Source organism: Arthrobacter sp. PAMC25564, assembly GCF_004798705.1.
Lineage (GTDB): Bacteria > Actinomycetota > Actinomycetes > Actinomycetales > Micrococcaceae > Arthrobacter.
The window spans coordinates 1259418-1274922 of record NZ_CP039290.1; the positions used below are offsets into that span (position 1 = coordinate 1259418).

Below are 15505 nucleotides of genomic sequence, written 5' to 3' on the forward strand. Positions count from 1 at the left end.
CATGACTGAACAGCCCGCTCCCAAGGACCTCCAGCCGCTGAACGACCTCGAAGAGAAGCTCGCCCGGGGTGAGCAGCCGGATGCCAACCCGGTGGATGTCATCCTCGCCTTCCTCAACAACGAGGTCTACGTGCTCAGCTCCGATGTGCTCGAAGGCCCCGACGCCCAGGTCGAACCGCTGGTGCTCGCGAACTCCTCCGGACAGCCGGTCCTGGCGGTGTTCTCGCACCCGAGCCGCGTCGCCGGGCAGTACCTGGCGACCGCCCCCAACGTGCTGGGCACCCAGGGTGCCGCGATCATCGGCAGCCTCGGGGATGAACTGGGGATGGTCATCAACCCGGGTGCCGCCTTCGGCTTCGAAATTGATCCGGAAGGCGTAGCCAACATCCGCCGGGACTTCCACCCGACCGAAGACTCCGCCGGGCTGCCGGGCGGGCCGTCCGCGGACGACGGCGGCCAGGCCTGAGTCACGCCCCGGCCCGGCCGCCGCGTAACTGGGCCGGGCTGCCGTCGCAGTTAGGCCAGCCGCTTCCCTGAGGGGAATAATGACAGCATGCGTCTAGGCGTCCTCGACATCGGTTCCAACACCGTCCACCTCCTGCTGGTCGACGCCCATCCCGGCGCGCGCCCGGTGCCGTTCGCCTCGCACAAACGCCCGCTGTCCCTTGTGCAGTTCCTCGACGCGGACGGCAACATCAACGACGCCGGCCAGCATGAGCTGATCGAATTCGTCCTCGAGGCGTGGGAATTCGCGGCCAAGCACAAGGCCGATGACCTCCTGGCCTTCTGTACCTCGGCCATCCGTGAGGCCACCAACGGCCCGGCGGTGCTCGCCCGGGTGAAGCATGAAACCACCGTCACGCTCCGGGAGCTCACCGGCAGCGAAGAGGCATCGATGACGTTCTTCGCCGTCCGCCGCTGGTACGGCTGGGGCGCCGGGCCCATTCTGGACCTCGACATCGGCGGCGGCTCCTTCGAGATGGCCTACGGACACGACGAACTCCCCGAACTCGCGATGTCCGTCCCGCTCGGAGCGAGCCGGCTGACCCGGGACTGGCTTCCCCAGGATCCGCCCTCGGCCCGAAGCGTGAAGGAGCTGCGCCGCTACATCCGGGCGACGCTCAAGCCCGCCGTACGCAGCTTCGAGAAGCTCGGCCGGGCCAACCTCGTCGCGGGCACATCCAAGACGTTCCGCTCGCTGGCCCGGATTGCCGGCGCAGCCCCCAGCGGCGCCGGCCCGTACGTCAAGCGGGAGCTCTTCGCCACTGACCTGGGGCTATGGGCCCAGCGCATCTCGGCCATGGAGGTCGAGGACCGGCTGCACCTTCCCGGCGTCTCGGAGGCCCGCGGACCCCAGCTGTTGGCAGGAGCCCTGGTGGCGGAGGCCGCGCTGGAGCTGTTCGGGTTCCCGAGCCTGGAAATCTGCCCCTGGGCCCTGCGTGAGGGGCTTATTCTCCGCCGGCTGGACCAACTGGTCTTCGACGGCCCGCTGGAGCCGGCGCCGCACGTGCTCCAGGCCCCTCCGCCGGAGCTGCAGTCACCCGGAAGCCCGGCGCCCGGTGTGCGGCCGCGGGTTGCCCCGTCCCGCGGCCACTCCGCCACCCCGGCGCCGTGGCCGGATCCCCAAGGAGGAAACCAGAATGGCGCAGTACCTGCTTAGCATCTACCAGCCGGCCGGTCCCGCCCCCGCTCCGGAAGTCCTGGAACCCATCATGCGTGACGTCGATGCCGTGAACCGCGAAATGAAGGCCGCAGGGGCGTGGGTGTTTACGGCCGGGCTCCACCCCACGGACTCCGCCACCGTCGTGCGGCCGCAGGGAACCGGGGTATTGGTCACGGACGGCCCGTTCGCGGAGGGCAAGGAGCACCTCGGTGGCTTCACCGTCATCAACGCGGAGGACCTCGACGCCGCGCTCGCCTGGGCCGGAAAGCTGGCCCGGGCCACCACCCTTCCCGTCGAGGTGCGCCCCCTCCAGGGCACGGAGGCTTCGAACGGGTAAGCGCCGGGCGGCCCCGCGGAGGGAATTGGGGGAATTCCTTCCGCAACCGCCCGGCGCCACGCCGGTCCGCAAGAACCGGCCCTCATCACTCGCACCCAGTTGAGGCACTTCCAAAACTAGACGCCGGGCTTGGGGATACGGGGAGTTTTTTCTGTGCATAGGCTGGCAATGGCTTGGGCAAGCTGTCTGTCGGCCCGCCCGCTCCCGCCGGGTGTGTCGTTAAACGGCAAAGGCACCGGCGGCCCGCTGCGGGAAAATGGGGGGAAACCCGCTGCAGACCACCGGTGCCGGGCAGCCATCCGCATGACTGCCGTATCACTCGCACCCTCAATGAGGTAACTCCAAGTTAGCCACGGAGCTTGTGAGGAAGCTGCGCTGAGGATGGGAACTGGCTGTGAATCGGGCCGGACTGCAATGATGGGGGCATGAGCAACCGAATCGCATTCCTGGGCTGTGGGTCAATGAACGAGGCAATTCTGGGCGGCCTGATCGCCGGGGGCACCGATCCGGCGGATATTGTCGCCACCGTCCGCCGCGCCGAACGGGCCGCCGAGCTTGCCCAGCGGCACCACGGCATCACCGCCATCGCCGGCGCCGAAGAGCCGGAAAACAATAAGGACGCAGCCACCGGCGCCAACGTCGTGATCCTGGGCGTCAAGCCCGTCGGAATCGCGGACCTTGCCCGCGAAATCAGCGGTTCGCTCTCGCCGGACACGATCGTCATCAGCGTTGCCGCGGCCGTGTCGCTGGCGCAGCTCGAGGCGGCACTTCCGGCCGGCCAGCCAGTGATCCGCACCATGCCCAACACCCCGGCCAGGCTCGGCCGCGGCGTCGTCTCAGTTTCGCCCGGGACCAGCTGCTCGGCCGCGCAGCTGCAGCGTGCCAAGGACATCCTGTCCGCCGTCGGCACTGTCGTTGAAGTCCCCGAAGCCCAGGTGGACGCGCTGTCCGCCATCAGCGGCTCGGGCCCGGCATACACGTTCTACCTGGCCGAGGCGATGGCGGCCGCCGGCGTCGAACTGGGCCTGGACCCGGAGCTGTCGATGCTGCTGGCCCGCGAAACCGTCGCCGGAGCCGGCCTCATGCTGACCGAGCCCGGCGCGGACCCGGCCGCGCTGCGCAAGGCGGTCACGAGCCCGAACGGCACCACCGAACGCGCGATTGCCACCTTCGATGAGCGCGGCCTGCCGGCGATCATCGCCGACGGCGCCCGCGCCGCCGCGGCCCGCGCCGCGGAGATCACGACGCAGCTCGCGTAGCGGAGCGGGGGAGACGCCCGGGACTGTGCCGGGGGCGCTACGGCCGGGCGGCGAACCGCTCCAGCAGGTCCACGTGGCCCGAAACGATGAGCATGTCCCGTGCGGAGACCTTGGTCTCGGGCCGGGCGTAGGTGAAATCCTCGCCCGGGGACTTCACGCCCACGATCGTGACCCCGTACTTGGAACGGACCTTGGACTCCTCCAGGGTGAAGCCCACGGTCTCGCGCGGCGGGTACATCTTGACGATCGCGAAGTCGTCGTCGAACTCGATGAAGTCCAGCATCCGCCCGGACACGAGGTGGGCGGCGCGGACGCCGGCGTCGGCCTCCGGGTAGATCACATGGTTGGCGCCGATCCGGGTCAGGATCTTGCCGTGCGAGGGCGTGATGGCCTTGACCCAGAGGTGTTCGATCCCGAGGTCCACGAGGTTCACCGTGATCAGGACGGAGGACTCGATCGAGGTGCCCACCCCGCAGACGGCGGAGCTGAACTCCTGGGCGCCGAGCTGGCGGAGGGCATCGATGTTGGTGGCGTCCGCCTCCACGACGTGCGTCAGGACGCTGGCCCATTTCTGCACCAGGCTCCGGTCGCGTTCGATGGCGAGCACTTCGCGGCCCTGCTTGACCAGCTGTTCGGCGGTGGACGCGCCAAAGCGGCCCAGCCCGATCACCAGCACGGGGGCGTTGTGGGCGGGCCGGTTGACGGCGCCTGAGGAACTAGCCAATGATCGGTCTCTCTTCCGGGTAGTGGTACAGCTGGCTGCGCTGGCGCAGGGCCAGGGCGGCGGCAAGGGTGACGGTCCCGACGCGCCCGGCGAACATCAGGACGGTGAGGACATAGACCCCCGACGGCGGCAGCTCGGCACTGAGGTTGGTGCTGAGGCCCACCGTGGCGAAGGCTGAAATGGTTTCAAAGAGGACCCGGTCCAGGGACGCCCCGCTGATCTGCAGGAGCAGGAAGGCCGAGACGGAGACGAGCGTGGCACCGGCAACGATTACCGAGATGGCCACCCGCATGGTCCCCTCGGGGATGGTGCGCCCGTAGATCTTCACATCGGAGTCGCCGCGGGCTTCGGCCACGATCGCGAGGAACATCACGGCGATGGTTGTCACCTTGATGCCGCCGGCCGTGGACGCCGAACCGCCGCCGGCAAACATGAGGGCGTCGGAGAGCAGCATGGTGGTGGAATCCATATGGTTCTGGTCCACCAGGTTGAAGCCGCCGGACCGGGTCATCACCGAGGCGAAAAGCGAGTGGACGATCTTGTCGCCGAGGCTCATGGTGCCGATGGTGCGTGTGTTCTCCCACTCCATCAGGCCCCAGAGCACCGCGCCGGCGGCGAGGAGGATGAGGGAAACCTGGATGGTCAGCTTGGTGTGCAGGTTCCATTTCTTCCACCGGAGGCCGTTCTGCTGCAGCACCATGACCACGGGGAAGCCCAGGCTGCCGAGGAAGACGCCGACCATCAGGGGGATGAGGATCCACAGGTCCGTCTCGTACGGGACGATGCCGTCCGAATGGGGCGTGAAACCGGCGTTGTTGAACGCCGAAATCGCGTAGAAAACACCGTGCCATACGGACTGGCCGAAGCTTTCCCCAAGCGTCAGGAACCGGGAGACCAGGGCTAGGGCAAGGACGCCCTCGATGACAACGGACGTGACGATGACAATCCGCAGCAGGGTACCCACCTCGCCCAGCCGCCCGGCATTGTTCATGGCCTCCTGGGCGATCAGCTTGCCGCGGACACCCAGTTTCTTGCTGACCATCAGGGCCAGCAGCGACGCCAGGGTCAGGGTGCCCAGGCCGCCGACGAAGATGCCGACCAGGATGACGAGCTGGCCGAAGAAGGACCAGTACACGGCGGTGGAGACGACGGTCAGGCCGGTGACGCAGACTGCGGACACAGCCGTGAACAGGGCCTGGTGCAGCGGCGTCGGCTGGCCGGTCGCGGAGGCCGCCGGGAGCGAGAGGAGGGTTGTGAAGATCAGGATCACGACACCGAACGTCGTCAGCGCGAGGCGGGCCGGCGAGGTGTTCGCGATGTTGTCAATGAAGTCTCGCAGGCGTGTGAAAATCCACAGGTCGCCCTGCTCCGGCATGCCGGGGTGCCAGCTGGAGGGGCTCTTGGACCTCGACTGGCTTTGCGTCATGTGTGGCTTATCCTCGGTTGAAACTGCTTCCTTCAGTAGTAAACCACTAAACCCCGTGCAATGACGGGGATCGGTGCACCACGCTCGGGTAGCCTGTGATGGATGACATTCCTGCCCGGACCCGCTCAGACCGCATTGCCAACGATGGTGGTGTGGGATCCGGCCATGACCGCGTACAACTTCGGCCACTCCCACCCGATGGCACCGGAGCGCATGGAGCTCACGGCCCGGCTGGCACGGAGCCTGGGACTGCTGGATCTGGACCACGTCACGGTGGCGGCCCCCGAAGTGGCCAGCGACGAGGAACTGGGTACTGTGCACAGCGTGGAATATGTCGCTGCAGTCCGCCGCGTCAGCGCGGACCCGGACACCCCCGACTTGAAGCGCGGGCTGGGGACCGAGGACGACCCGGCCTTCGCCGGCATGCACGAGGCCAGCGCCCGGCTGGCCGGCGGCTCCCTGCTGGCGGCCGCCGCAATCCTGGACGGCAGCGCGGTCCGCGCGGTGAACTTCGGCGGAGGCATGCACCACGCCGCGCGCGAGCGCGCGAGCGGCTTCTGCATCTACAACGACGCCGCCCTGGCCATCCAGAAGCTGCTCGACGGTGGCCTGCAGCGCGTGGCGTATGTCGACGTCGACGCCCACCACGGCGACGGCACACAAAGCATCTTCTGGGACGATCCGCGGGTGCTGACGATTTCGCTGCATGAGACCGGGCTGACCCTGTTCCCCGGTACCGGGTACGCCAACGAGATCGGCGGCCCGAACGCTCAGGGTACCGCCGTGAACGTGGCGCTCCCCGCCGGCACGGGGGATTCCGGCTGGCTCCGGGCGTTCCACGCCGTCGTGCCGCAGCTCATCGGCGCCTTCGAGCCGGAGGTCATTGTCAGCCAGCACGGCTGCGACTCGCACCGGCTGGATCCGCTCACGCACCTGAACATCAGCGTGGACGGCCAGCGCGAGGCCGCCACCGCGATCGGCAACCTCGCCGCGCGCTACTGTGACAACCGCTGGATCTCCACCGGCGGCGGCGGGTACAACGTCATCACCGTGGTGCCGCGCTCGTGGTCCCACCTGATCGGGATCGCGGCCGGACGGCCGGTCCCGCTCCGCACCCCGGTCCCGGAAGACTGGCGCACGTATGTCAAGGAACACTATTTTGCCAAGTACGGTGTCGAGGCGCCGCACTTCATGGGGGACGACGTGGACCTGTGGTGGCGTTCCTGGGAAGTGGGCTTCGATCCCAACGACGAAGTGGACCGTACGGTGATGGCAACGCGCAAGGAAGTCTTCCCGCTTTACGGCCTGGACCCCTGGTTCGACTGAGGAAATAGTGGATGCCATCCGGCGTATATGTCGATAGTGTGGAGGGCATGGTGACAGACGACGTATTTGCCGTCATTGCTGAGGCAACCCGGCGTGACATTCTGGTGTCCCTCCGCAAGGGGGACAAGGCAGTGGGGGAACTGGTCCAGGAGCTTGAGGCAAGCCAGCCCACCATTTCCAAACATCTCAAGGTGCTCCGGGAAGCGGACCTCGTGAGTATGCGCGCCCAGGGCCAGAAGCGCTACTACGCGCTGAATCCCAAGCCGCTGGCCGGGATCGCCAGCTGGCTGGAGACGTTCGACGTCGGCCCGGCGGCCCGGGCCGAGGCGTCGCCGGCGCGGCTGCCGGACACCCGGCCCCAGGCCACCCCGGACACCCTGGCCGCCGCTGCCACGGATCCTGTCCCGGCCGCTTCACAACGTCCGGCCGCAGGGCTCGCCGACCGCCCGGCTGGCGGCCCGCTGAGCCCCGCCGTCGTCATCCCGCTGGGACCGGCAGGCGAGGGCAAGCGGCCGCAGCAGATCGGCCGGACGGTCGGCCGGGCCGCCACCAAGGCTGCCGACCTGCTGGCCAACCTGCCGAAATTCGGCCGCAAGAAGTAGCCCGGCCCTGCCGGGTCCCGGCGCATCCCGCCGGCATCACCCAGGTGTGGCCTGCCGCACTCAAGTAGAGATCGCTTCCGGCCCGGTGCCAGTATGGAAAGGTTTGGTTGTTGCGCCCAAAGACAGGCGCCAAGGTTTAGGGAGTTGCAATGGACGCACGGCTTGAGGCCATCCGGGACACGGTCCTGGCGCGGAATCCCGGTGAAGGCGAATTCCACCAGGCGGTGACCGAAGTCTTTGACAGCCTGGGGCCGGTGCACGACCGCCACCCCGAATTCCTCGAAGCCGCCATCCTGGAACGGCTCTGCGAGCCGGAGCGGCAGATCATCTTCCGCGTGCCCTGGACGGACGACGCCGGGCGTGTCCGGATTAACCGCGGCTTCCGGGTCGAGTTCAACTCGGCCCTCGGCCCGTACAAGGGCGGCCTGCGGTTCCACCCCTCGGTGTACCTGGGCATCGTGAAGTTCCTGGGCTTCGAGCAGATCTTCAAGAATGCCCTGACCGGCATGCCGATCGGCGGCGGCAAGGGCGGTTCCGACTTCGACCCGCGGGGCCGCTCGGACGCCGAGGTGATGCGCTTCTGCCAGTCCTTCATGACCGAGCTGTACCGCCACATCGGCGAATACACCGACGTCCCGGCCGGCGACATCGGCGTCGGTGGGCGCGAAATCGGCTACCTCTTCGGCCAGTACAAGCGCATCACCAACCGCTACGAATCCGGCGTCCTCACCGGCAAGGGCATCTCATGGGGCGGTTCCCTCGTCCGGCCCGAAGCGACCGGCTACGGCACCGTGATCTTCACCCAGGAAATGCTCAAGACCCGCGGCGCATCCTTCGACGGCCAGCGCGTGGTGGTCTCCGGGTCCGGCAACGTCGCCATCAACGCGATCGCCAAGGCCCAGTCGCTCGGGGCCACCGTGGTGGCCTGCTCGGATTCCTCCGGCTACATCGTGGACGAGGCCGGGATCGACGTCGGCCTGCTGCGCCAGATCAAGGAAGTCGAGCGCGGACGGCTCAAGGACTACGAGGCCCGCCGCTCCGCCGTCTCCTACGTGGACGGCGGCTCCGTCTGGGACGTCAACGCCACCGTGGCCTTGCCCTGCGCCACGCAGAACGAACTCGACGGCGACGCTGCCGCCCGGCTGGTCCGCAACGGACTGCTCGCCATCGGTGAAGGCGCCAATATGCCCTCCACCCGCGACGCCGTCGCGGTGTTCCAGGACGCCCGGGTGCTGTTCGGCCCGGGCAAGGCGGCCAACGCCGGCGGTGTCGCGACGTCGGCGCTGGAGATGCAGCAGAACGCGAGCCGGGACTCCTGGTCCTTCGCGCACACCGAACAGCGGCTCACCGAGATCATGGTCGGAATCCACGACCGCTGCGCAGCCACCGCCGACGAGTATGGGGACCCTGGCAACTACGTCCTGGGCGCCAACATCGGGGGCTTCGTCAAGGTGGCCGACGCGATGCTCGCCCAGGGCCTCATCTAGGCGTTGGATGGCGTGGGCGCCCCGCTCCGGGCTACCGGGACAGGATACGCACATGGTCCGGGCTCAGCTCGGAGATCCGGCTGACTCCGAGCAGGGCCATGGTGCGCCGCATATCCGTGGCCAGGATCTCGAGTGCCCGGTCCACACCCGCCCGTCCGCCCGCCATCAGCCCGTAAAGGTAGGCGCGGCCGATCAGCGTGAAGTCCGCGCCACTGGCCAGGGCGGCGATGATGTCCGCGCCGCTCATGATCCCGGTGTCCAGGATGACGGCGGCGTCGCTGTTGTCCGCTTTCAGGGCGGCAGAGACCTCGGGGAGCAGATGGAACGGGATCGGAGCCCGGTCGAGCTGGCGTCCGCCGTGGTTGGACACCACGATGCCATCGGCACCGTGGTCGACGGCCCTGCGGGCGTCCGCGACGGTCTGGATGCCCTTGACCACCAGCTTGCCCTTCCAGGTTTGGCGCAGCCAGTCGAGGTCCTCGAACGTCAGGGTGGGGTCGAACATCGAGTTGATCAGCTCCGCAACGGTGCCCGAGTAGCGCGAGAGCGAGGCGAACGTCAGTGGCTCGTGCGTGAGGAAGTTGAACCACCACGCCGGGCGGTAGGACGCGTCCAGCACGGTCTTGAGCGTCAGGGCCGGCGGGATGGTCATGCCGTTGCGGACATCCCGCAGGCGGGCCCCGGCGACGGCGGTGTCCACCGTGACCATGAGCGTGTCATTCCCTGCCTTGGCCGCGCGTTCGATGAGTTCCAGCGAGCGGTCCCGGTCTGTCCAGAGGTACAGCTGGAACCAGTTCCGGCCGTCGGGCGCGGAGGCGGCCACGTCTTCGATGGAGGCCGTGCCCATGGTGGAGAGCGTGTACGGGATGCCGGCGGCCGCGGCCGCCTGGGACCCGGCGTACTCGCCCTCGGACTGCATCATCCGGGTGAAGCCTGTGGGAGCGATGCCCACCGGGAGGCTTGACGTTTTGCCCAGAATATCGGTGCTGAGGTCGATGCTGGAGACGTCCCGCAGGATGCCGGGACGGAACTCGATGTCCAGGAACGCCTGCCGGGCCCGGCGCAGCGTGATCTCGGCTTCTGCCGCGCCGTCGGTGTAGTCGAACGGAGCGCGGGGTGTGCGGCGCCTGGCCAGGTCCCGCAGCTCCCAGATGGTGCTGGCCCGCTTGAGCCTGGCGCCGCGGTTGAATTCGGGTTTCTTGAACTGCATCAGCGGGGCGAGGTCCGAATACTTCGGCACCCTGCGCCGGAGCGCGGCGGGACCCGCCGCCGGCGTGCCGGCGGCGGAGCGCCCGCCCCCGGTGTCCGCCGGCGCCCGGGCGGCCTCCGGGTTCACGGGCGGAAAAGTTTGCGTCATGGCTGCCTCCGGGTCTGCTCGTTTTCAGCGCGTGTGTTCCACAACACTGTAGCGGGGGGCGGTGCACTGCGGGTTCCGCCGGCCCCGGGACGGCAGCTAACGGCAGTGTTGGCATGAATCATTGCCGCGACCTGCCATCCCGCCGGGGCAGGAAATGTTACGCACCAGGTTTTGCCCGAAAGCCGCCCCGGGGCTATGGTCCCAATATGACTAACCGTTGGTATGCGTATTTTTCGTTGGCTCTGGAGGGGCCCGCGTCGAACTGACACGCATCCAACTTTCCTTCAGAGCCAACAGGGCAGAGACCATTCTCTGCCCTTCGCCATTTCCCGGCGGGTTCTGACCAGGGCCCGCTCCGCACCGGAACAGGACCCCACACATGAGCATCGAAGCAGCCCCCGAATCCCGGCAGTCCACCTCGAACCTGCGCGTCAGCGAGTTCACCGCGTTGCCCACCCCGCAGGACATGATCGCGGAACTGCCGCTGGACCCCCGGATGGCCGACGTCGTCGGGCGTGGTCGGGACGAGGTGCGCGCCATCATGGACGGCGTCGACGACCGCCTCCTGGTGATCGTGGGCCCCTGCTCCATCCACGATCCCAAGGCGGGGCTGGAATACGCCCGCCGGCTGGTCAGCCAGGCCGAGAAGCACCGCGAAGACCTGCTGATCGTGATGCGGACGTACTTCGAGAAGCCGCGCACCACGGTGGGCTGGAAGGGCCTCATCAACGACCCCCGGCTTGACGGCAGCCACGATATCGCGGCCGGGCTGCGCGCTGCCCGCCAGTTCCTGCGCCAGGTCACCGCGCTGGGGCTGCCCGCGGCCACCGAATTCCTCGAACCGATCAGCCCCCAGTACATGGCGGACCTGGTCTCCTGGGGTGCCATCGGGGCCCGCACCACCGAAAGCCAGATCCACCGCCAGTTGGCGTCCGGGCTGTCGATGCCGATTGGATTCAAGAACGGGACCGACGGCGACCTCCAGGTCGCGCTCGACGCGTGCAGCGCCGCCGCAGCGGCCCAGGCATTCCTCGGGATCGACGGCGAGGGCCGGGCCGCGCTGGTAGCCACCGCCGGCAACCCGGACACCCACATCATCCTTCGTGGCGGCCGCAAGGGCCCCAACTACTCGGCAGCCGACGTCCAGGCCACCTCAGCCAAGCTGGCCGTCAAAGGGCTGAACCCGCGGCTGATCGTGGACGCCAGCCACGCCAACAGCGGCAAGAGCCACCACCGGCAGGCCGAAGTGGCACTCGAAATCGGTGCCCAGCTTGAAGATGGCGGAGCCGCAGCCGGTGCCATCGCCGGCGTCATGCTGGAGAGCTTCCTGGTGGGCGGGGCCCAGAACCTGGACGTCTCCGAACACGCCGCCGGCACGGAGGAACTCGTGTACGGACAGAGTGTCACCGACGCGTGCATGGACTGGGACGTGACCGCGGCGGTGCTGGGCCAGCTTGCGGCCTCCGCCCGCACGCGCCGGACGCGCGGCTGAGCCGCGGGCCGGGGGTCCGGGCCGGGCCCACAGCTGTGCGCCCGGGCCGGGGATCCGCGGGGCCGGGCCTATTTCCGGATTCCTCCGGAAGGTGTGGAGTGATTCGGGACGAAACCATTCACATAGGCACCATGAGCCACTAGAGTTACTAACACGTGGTTGTCTGATGGCTCAGCATCGGCACACCGCCATGTCATTCAGATGTGGCTGCCGTTGGGTTGAGCAAAGGAACATAAGGAAATGTCTTCGGAGGCCAATTTCTCCAGCGCACGCTTTTTGACCGTGGCTGAAGTCGCGGAGGTCATGCGGGTGTCAAAGATGACCGTTTACCGTCTGGTGCACTCCGGCGAGATGCCGGCTGTGCGCTTCGGACGTTCCTACCGCGTGCCGGAAAACGCCGTAGAACAGTACCTCAAGGGTGCTGTCGTTGACGGCCATACCGAAACAGGCTGAGCCGTCCGCCGCCTCCCGGTCGGAGTCTTTTTGCGGACGGACTCAGCAGCCGCGGCCCAGGGGGAGGGCCAGCGGTCATGGGGTGCCCCCGTTAGGCGGTACCCTGTTAAGGAACGTTTTACGTCATTGTAAGAACCTGTCAGTTGTATAGTCTGCTGCTTAGCCCGCGGACGCTTTCCAACGGGCAGGCACTGCATCTAGCCGGTAAGGATCTTTCGTGGGTTCAGTTATTAAGAAGCGTCGCAAGCGTATGGCCAAGAAGAAGCACCGCAAGTTGCTTCGTAAGACGCGCCACCAGCGCCGCAACAAGAAGTAGTAATACTTCGCACTGCGTGAAATGCCCGTTGTCCTTCCAGACAGCGGGCATTTTCTTTGCGGCGGCTCCTCCGGAGTGCGCGGCGTCGGACGCCGGCACGCGGGAACGGTGGGCTGGCGACGCGCGAATGGCCGCTCGATGCGGGAATGCCCGAATCGTGCGGAACGACCCTGGGCGCGGGGAAAAAACCGTGTCGCCAGGAAGTGTCGCAGGGTGCGTGCGGGTGCCTAGGACGTGGGGCTGCGGAAGCGGGAAAAGCCCCGCCAGAGGCCGTAGATGACCCCTCCGGCCGTCGCTGCCTTCAGGCCCAGGGTGGCCGCGCGGCGTCCGGACCGGAAGTCGTAGACCGGCCAGTTGTTTTCGCGGGCGTGGCGGCGGAGCCTGGCGTCCGGGTTGATGGCCACGGGGTGGCCCACCATGCTCAGCAGCGGGATGTCGTTGTGTGAGTCGCTGTAGGCCCAGCATCGGCTGAGGTCCAGGCCCTCGGCCTCGGCGATCCCACGGACGGCTATGGCCTTGGCAGGCCCGTGCAGGATGTCGCCAACGAGCCGGCCCGTGTAGGACCCGTCGAGGATCTCGCCCACCGTGCCGAGGGCGCCGGTGAGGCCCAGCCGGGTTGAAATCACGGTGGCCACCTCGATCGGCGTCGCGGTCACGAGCCAGACCTTGCGGCCCACCCGGAGATGCTGCTCGGCCAAGGCCTTGGCCCCGGGCCAGATCCGGGATTCGATCATTTCGTCGTAGACTTCTTCGCCGAGCGCCTCGACGTCTTCCACCGTAATGCCGGCGGCGAGGGTGAGGGCGGAATCGCGGACGGCATGGACGTCATCCATATTTTCCCCGCGCAGCACGAACATGAACTGCTTCCAGGCGAACCCGGCGGCCTGGCGGATGGTGAAGGCTCCCCGCTGGTGCAATTTGCGGGCCACATGGAACAGGCTGGCGCCCTTCATGAGGGTGTTGTCGACGTCGAAGAACGCGGCCTCGCCGTGCTGCGATGCTGCAACAGGCGCATTGGCCACGGCGACGTGCTTCTCCTCAGGCATGCCTCGAGTCTAGTCAATGCGCGGCCTTGCCCCCGTTCCGTGGCCCGTCCGTGGCCGCCCGAGGCTCCCTGGGCCTGCCCCACGTCGACGGCGGACGCGCCGCCGGGCTACCGTGGAACCATGCCCGAGCCCGCACCCCTCCCCGATGTCGTTTTGATCACCAAGGCTGACTGCCACCTCTGCGCCGAGGCGCGCGCCGCCGTCGGACGTGTCACGGCGGCTCTCGGGATCGCCTGGACGGAGCGGTCGGTCGACGACGACGCCGTGTTACGCGAGCGCTTCGCCGAGGAGATCCCCGTGGTGCTGGTGGACGGAGTCCAGCGGGATTTCTGGAAAATTGACGAAACCCGGCTGGCGCGGACCCTGCGGCGGGCCCTGGACCAGCAACCCTGAAGGGTGCCCGCTTTTGTGGCGTGAACCGCCGGGGATCTAGAGTGGAAGGCACAACGCGACGCAATGGAGCAGATAGTGACTTCGCTGGATTCATCTCCCGAGGCTGTGCCCGGAGGATCCGGGACCGCCGCCAAACAGATTCCGCCTGCGGCCGTGGCCCGGCTGACCATCTACTTGCGTGCCCTGACCGCGTTGCGGGCCCAAGGCGTGGACCGGGTCTCCTCTGAATCACTCGCCGAGGCCTCGGGCGTCAGCTCGTCCACCCTCCGCAAGGATCTGTCCCATGTCGGCTCCTACGGAACGCGCGGCGTGGGCTACGAAGTGCAGTACCTTACCCGGAACATTGCCGCTGCCCTCGGCCTGACCCACGACTGGAAGGTCGCCATCGTCGGTGCCGGCAACCTGGGCAAGGCCCTGGCCCGGTATGGCGGGTTTGAATCCCGGGGCTTCGACATCGTCGCGATCTTCGACGCCGACCAGATGGTGGTGGGCAGCGAAGTGGGCTGGTTGCGGGTCAGCGACGCGGCAGACCTCGAACCCGTGCTGCAACGCACCGGCGCGAACATGGTGGTCCTGGCCCTGCCGGCCGCGGTGGCACAAAGCGTCTGCGACCGGGTTGTTGCCGCCGGCGTGCGGAGCATCCTCAGTTTCGCGCCGGTCGTGCTGCAGGTGCCGCCGGGGGTCAACCTCCGCAAGGTGGACATGGCGACCGAACTGCAGATCCTGGCCTACCACGCACAAAGGGCGCAGGACCCGGAGGGCGCCGACTAGGTTCAGTCGGCCCGTCCGGTCCCGCGCCCTGGGCGGGTGCGGCTGTGGACTACTTTCCGAAGGGCGCGCCCGGCCGCCCGTACGGGTTGGCGAACTGCTGCCGCTTCTGGAAGTACGGCGCTGCCTCCGGCAGGTACAGAAGGACGATTCCCGCAATGCCGGCGAGGGCCGCGAGGGTTCCGGCGCCCAGCGGAATGAGGCTGAAGACCGAAAGCGCGGCGAAGACCGTGCCGAGGATCCGTGCCCAGTTCTTGCCCTTGCGGACGTTGAAGGCGACGAGGGCGTAGAGGACGGCACCGATCACCGCGACCACCACAATGGTCCCGGCGATGACGCCCTTGATTGAGTTGAAGTCAACCCGGGTGCCGCTGGCGGCCATCTGGTCTTCGAACTGCCGCCGGAGCTCGGGCGTGTCCAGGAGGCCGAGCGTGAGCAGGACGGAGAGCAGCCACACCACACCCGAGCCGACAATCAGCCAGAAGCCAATGGTGACGAGCCTGGGCACTGCTGCGGGTCCCTGGCCTTGGGGCTGTTCGGACGGATACTGGGCGTACGGGGACTGTCCGTAAGGAGGATTCCCGAACTGGGGGGATACCTGGCCGTACTGCGGAACCTGCGGCGCGTTCTGGCCGTATTGCGGGGCCGACGGCGGCTGCTGGCCGTACTGCGGCACCTGGGGGGCGTTCTGGCCGTATTGCGGGGCCGACGGCGGCTGCTGGCCGTAGACCGGAGGCTGGGGCGCCGGCCGGCCCGGCTCGGAGCCTTCCGGGTTTGAAGGGGGGACTGGCGGATTGCTCATGGGCGGTCCTTTGCGTGTCGATTTCGGCTCGGATTCCGGGACCAGTGATCCTGC

Annotated in this window: 17 protein-coding genes; 12 read left to right on the top strand and 5 right to left on the bottom strand. The window is 67.8% G+C overall.

The annotated features are described in order from the left end of the window. Position 1: 1 nt before the first annotated feature. The 4 genes from E5206_RS05715 to proC all read left to right on the top strand — a co-directional run bounded on the left by E5206_RS05715 (position 2) and on the right by proC (position 3259). Positions 2-466 carry an SseB family protein gene (locus tag E5206_RS05715; RefSeq protein WP_136321649.1) on the top strand — a complete coding sequence of 155 codons (465 nt, stop codon included), beginning with the start codon at positions 2-4 and terminating at the stop codon, positions 464-466. 87 nt (positions 467-553) lie between these two features. Beyond that, complete coding sequence (locus tag E5206_RS05720) at positions 554-1660, top strand: Ppx/GppA family phosphatase (protein ID WP_240689980.1); 1107 nt, start codon at positions 554-556, stop codon at positions 1658-1660. Further along, the gene (locus E5206_RS05725) at positions 1641-2000 is read left to right on the top strand and encodes a YciI family protein (RefSeq protein ID WP_136321650.1); all 360 of its coding nucleotides are present in this window, start codon (positions 1641-1643) and stop codon (positions 1998-2000) included. Before E5206_RS05720 ends, E5206_RS05725 begins: the two co-directional genes overlap by 20 nt. Before the next feature lie 425 nt (positions 2001-2425). Continuing rightward, on the top strand, positions 2426-3259 hold the full coding sequence (proC, locus tag E5206_RS05730; protein WP_136321651.1) for a pyrroline-5-carboxylate reductase: 834 nt from the start codon (positions 2426-2428) through the stop codon (positions 3257-3259). A 37-nt stretch (positions 3260-3296) separates the two neighbouring features. Here the strand turns inward: proC and E5206_RS05735 are convergent, their stop codons facing one another. Together E5206_RS05735 and E5206_RS05740 are read right to left on the bottom strand one after the other, a co-directional pair. After that, the gene (locus E5206_RS05735; RefSeq protein ID WP_136321652.1) at positions 3297-3983 is read right to left on the bottom strand and encodes a TrkA family potassium uptake protein; all 687 of its coding nucleotides are present in this window, start codon (positions 3981-3983) and stop codon (positions 3297-3299) included. Further along, positions 3976-5409 carry a potassium transporter TrkG gene (locus E5206_RS05740; RefSeq protein ID WP_136321653.1) on the bottom strand — a complete coding sequence of 478 codons (1434 nt, stop codon included), beginning with the start codon at positions 5407-5409 and terminating at the stop codon, positions 3976-3978. The genes E5206_RS05735 and E5206_RS05740 overlap by 8 nt, the downstream gene beginning before the upstream one ends. A 102-nt stretch (positions 5410-5511) precedes the next feature. Here E5206_RS05740 and E5206_RS05745 point away from each other — a divergent pair, with 102 nt between their 5' ends. The 3 genes from E5206_RS05745 to gdhA all read left to right on the top strand — a co-directional run bounded on the left by E5206_RS05745 (position 5512) and on the right by gdhA (position 8824). Beyond that, positions 5512-6735, top strand: a complete 1224-nt coding sequence (locus E5206_RS05745; protein WP_136321654.1) for an acetoin utilization protein AcuC — start codon at positions 5512-5514, stop codon at positions 6733-6735. 47 nt (positions 6736-6782) lie between these two features. Beyond that, positions 6783-7337, top strand: a complete 555-nt coding sequence (locus E5206_RS05750) for a metalloregulator ArsR/SmtB family transcription factor (RefSeq protein ID WP_136323981.1) — start codon at positions 6783-6785, stop codon at positions 7335-7337. 149 nt (positions 7338-7486) lie between these two features. After that, complete coding sequence (gene gdhA / locus E5206_RS05755; RefSeq protein ID WP_136321655.1) at positions 7487-8824, top strand: NADP-specific glutamate dehydrogenase; 1338 nt, start codon at positions 7487-7489, stop codon at positions 8822-8824. 31 nt (positions 8825-8855) lie between these two features. On the opposite strand, the gene E5206_RS05760 is transcribed toward gdhA, so the two are convergent. Continuing rightward, positions 8856-10181 carry an alpha-hydroxy acid oxidase gene (locus tag E5206_RS05760; RefSeq protein ID WP_136321656.1) on the bottom strand — a complete coding sequence of 442 codons (1326 nt, stop codon included), beginning with the start codon at positions 10179-10181 and terminating at the stop codon, positions 8856-8858. A 379-nt stretch (positions 10182-10560) separates the two neighbouring features. Between E5206_RS05760 and E5206_RS05765 the strand changes: the two genes are divergently transcribed. The 3 genes from E5206_RS05765 (at position 10561) to E5206_RS05775 (ending at position 12442) form a co-directional block, all read left to right on the top strand. Beyond that, a complete protein-coding gene (locus E5206_RS05765) occupies positions 10561-11673 on the top strand; it encodes a 3-deoxy-7-phosphoheptulonate synthase (RefSeq protein ID WP_136321657.1) in 1113 nt (370 codons plus the stop codon). A gap of 240 nt (positions 11674-11913) precedes the next feature. Further along, the gene (locus E5206_RS05770) at positions 11914-12126 is read left to right on the top strand and encodes a helix-turn-helix domain-containing protein (protein WP_136321658.1); all 213 of its coding nucleotides are present in this window, start codon (positions 11914-11916) and stop codon (positions 12124-12126) included. Between the two features lie 217 nt (positions 12127-12343). Further along, entirely contained in the window at positions 12344-12442 is a 99-nt protein-coding gene (locus E5206_RS05775) for an AURKAIP1/COX24 domain-containing protein (RefSeq protein ID WP_003792170.1), read from the top strand. Positions 12443-12669: 227 nt separating this feature from the next. Here E5206_RS05775 and E5206_RS05780 read toward each other — a convergent pair whose 3' ends face one another. Next, positions 12670-13488 (bottom strand): HAD-IB family hydrolase, encoded by an 819-nt coding sequence (locus E5206_RS05780; RefSeq protein ID WP_136321659.1) that lies wholly within the window; start codon positions 13486-13488, stop codon positions 12670-12672. A 120-nt stretch (positions 13489-13608) separates the two neighbouring features. On the opposite strand from E5206_RS05780, the gene E5206_RS05785 reads away from it, so the two are divergent. Beyond that, positions 13609-13881 carry a glutaredoxin family protein gene (locus E5206_RS05785; RefSeq protein WP_136321660.1) on the top strand — a complete coding sequence of 91 codons (273 nt, stop codon included), beginning with the start codon at positions 13609-13611 and terminating at the stop codon, positions 13879-13881. Between the two features lie 75 nt (positions 13882-13956). Then, positions 13957-14652: a redox-sensing transcriptional repressor Rex gene (locus E5206_RS05790; RefSeq protein ID WP_136321661.1), complete on the top strand. Its 696-nt coding sequence runs from the start codon at positions 13957-13959 to the stop codon at positions 14650-14652. A 49-nt stretch (positions 14653-14701) separates the two neighbouring features. On the opposite strand, the gene E5206_RS05795 is transcribed toward E5206_RS05790, so the two are convergent. Next, complete coding sequence (locus E5206_RS05795) at positions 14702-15451, bottom strand: hypothetical protein (RefSeq protein ID WP_136321662.1); 750 nt, start codon at positions 15449-15451, stop codon at positions 14702-14704. Between the last annotated feature and the right edge of the window lie 54 nt (positions 15452-15505).

Excerpts from the sequence above, each read along its gene's own strand:
- E5206_RS05715 (WP_136321649.1), top strand. The coding sequence starts at position 2 with ATGACTGAACAGCCCGCTCCCAAGGACCTCCAGCCGCTGAACGACCTC.
- E5206_RS05720 (WP_240689980.1), top strand. The coding sequence starts at position 554 with ATGCGTCTAGGCGTCCTCGACATCGGTTCCAACACCGTCCACCTCCTG.
- E5206_RS05725 (WP_136321650.1), top strand. The coding sequence starts at position 1,641 with ATGGCGCAGTACCTGCTTAGCATCTACCAGCCGGCCGGTCCCGCCCCC.
- proC (WP_136321651.1), top strand. The coding sequence starts at position 2,426 with ATGAGCAACCGAATCGCATTCCTGGGCTGTGGGTCAATGAACGAGGCA.
- E5206_RS05740 (WP_136321653.1), bottom strand. The coding sequence starts at position 5,409 with ATGACGCAAAGCCAGTCGAGGTCCAAGAGCCCCTCCAGCTGGCACCCC.
- E5206_RS05745 (WP_136321654.1), top strand. The coding sequence starts at position 5,512 with ATGACATTCCTGCCCGGACCCGCTCAGACCGCATTGCCAACGATGGTG.
- E5206_RS05750 (WP_136323981.1), top strand. The coding sequence starts at position 6,783 with ATGGTGACAGACGACGTATTTGCCGTCATTGCTGAGGCAACCCGGCGT.
- gdhA (WP_136321655.1), top strand. The coding sequence starts at position 7,487 with ATGGACGCACGGCTTGAGGCCATCCGGGACACGGTCCTGGCGCGGAAT.
- E5206_RS05760 (WP_136321656.1), bottom strand. The coding sequence starts at position 10,181 with ATGACGCAAACTTTTCCGCCCGTGAACCCGGAGGCCGCCCGGGCGCCG.
- E5206_RS05765 (WP_136321657.1), top strand. The coding sequence starts at position 10,561 with ATGAGCATCGAAGCAGCCCCCGAATCCCGGCAGTCCACCTCGAACCTG.
- E5206_RS05770 (WP_136321658.1), top strand. The coding sequence starts at position 11,914 with ATGTCTTCGGAGGCCAATTTCTCCAGCGCACGCTTTTTGACCGTGGCT.
- E5206_RS05780 (WP_136321659.1), bottom strand. The coding sequence starts at position 13,488 with ATGCCTGAGGAGAAGCACGTCGCCGTGGCCAATGCGCCTGTTGCAGCA.
- E5206_RS05785 (WP_136321660.1), top strand. The coding sequence starts at position 13,609 with ATGCCCGAGCCCGCACCCCTCCCCGATGTCGTTTTGATCACCAAGGCT.
- E5206_RS05795 (WP_136321662.1), bottom strand. The coding sequence starts at position 15,451 with ATGAGCAATCCGCCAGTCCCCCCTTCAAACCCGGAAGGCTCCGAGCCG.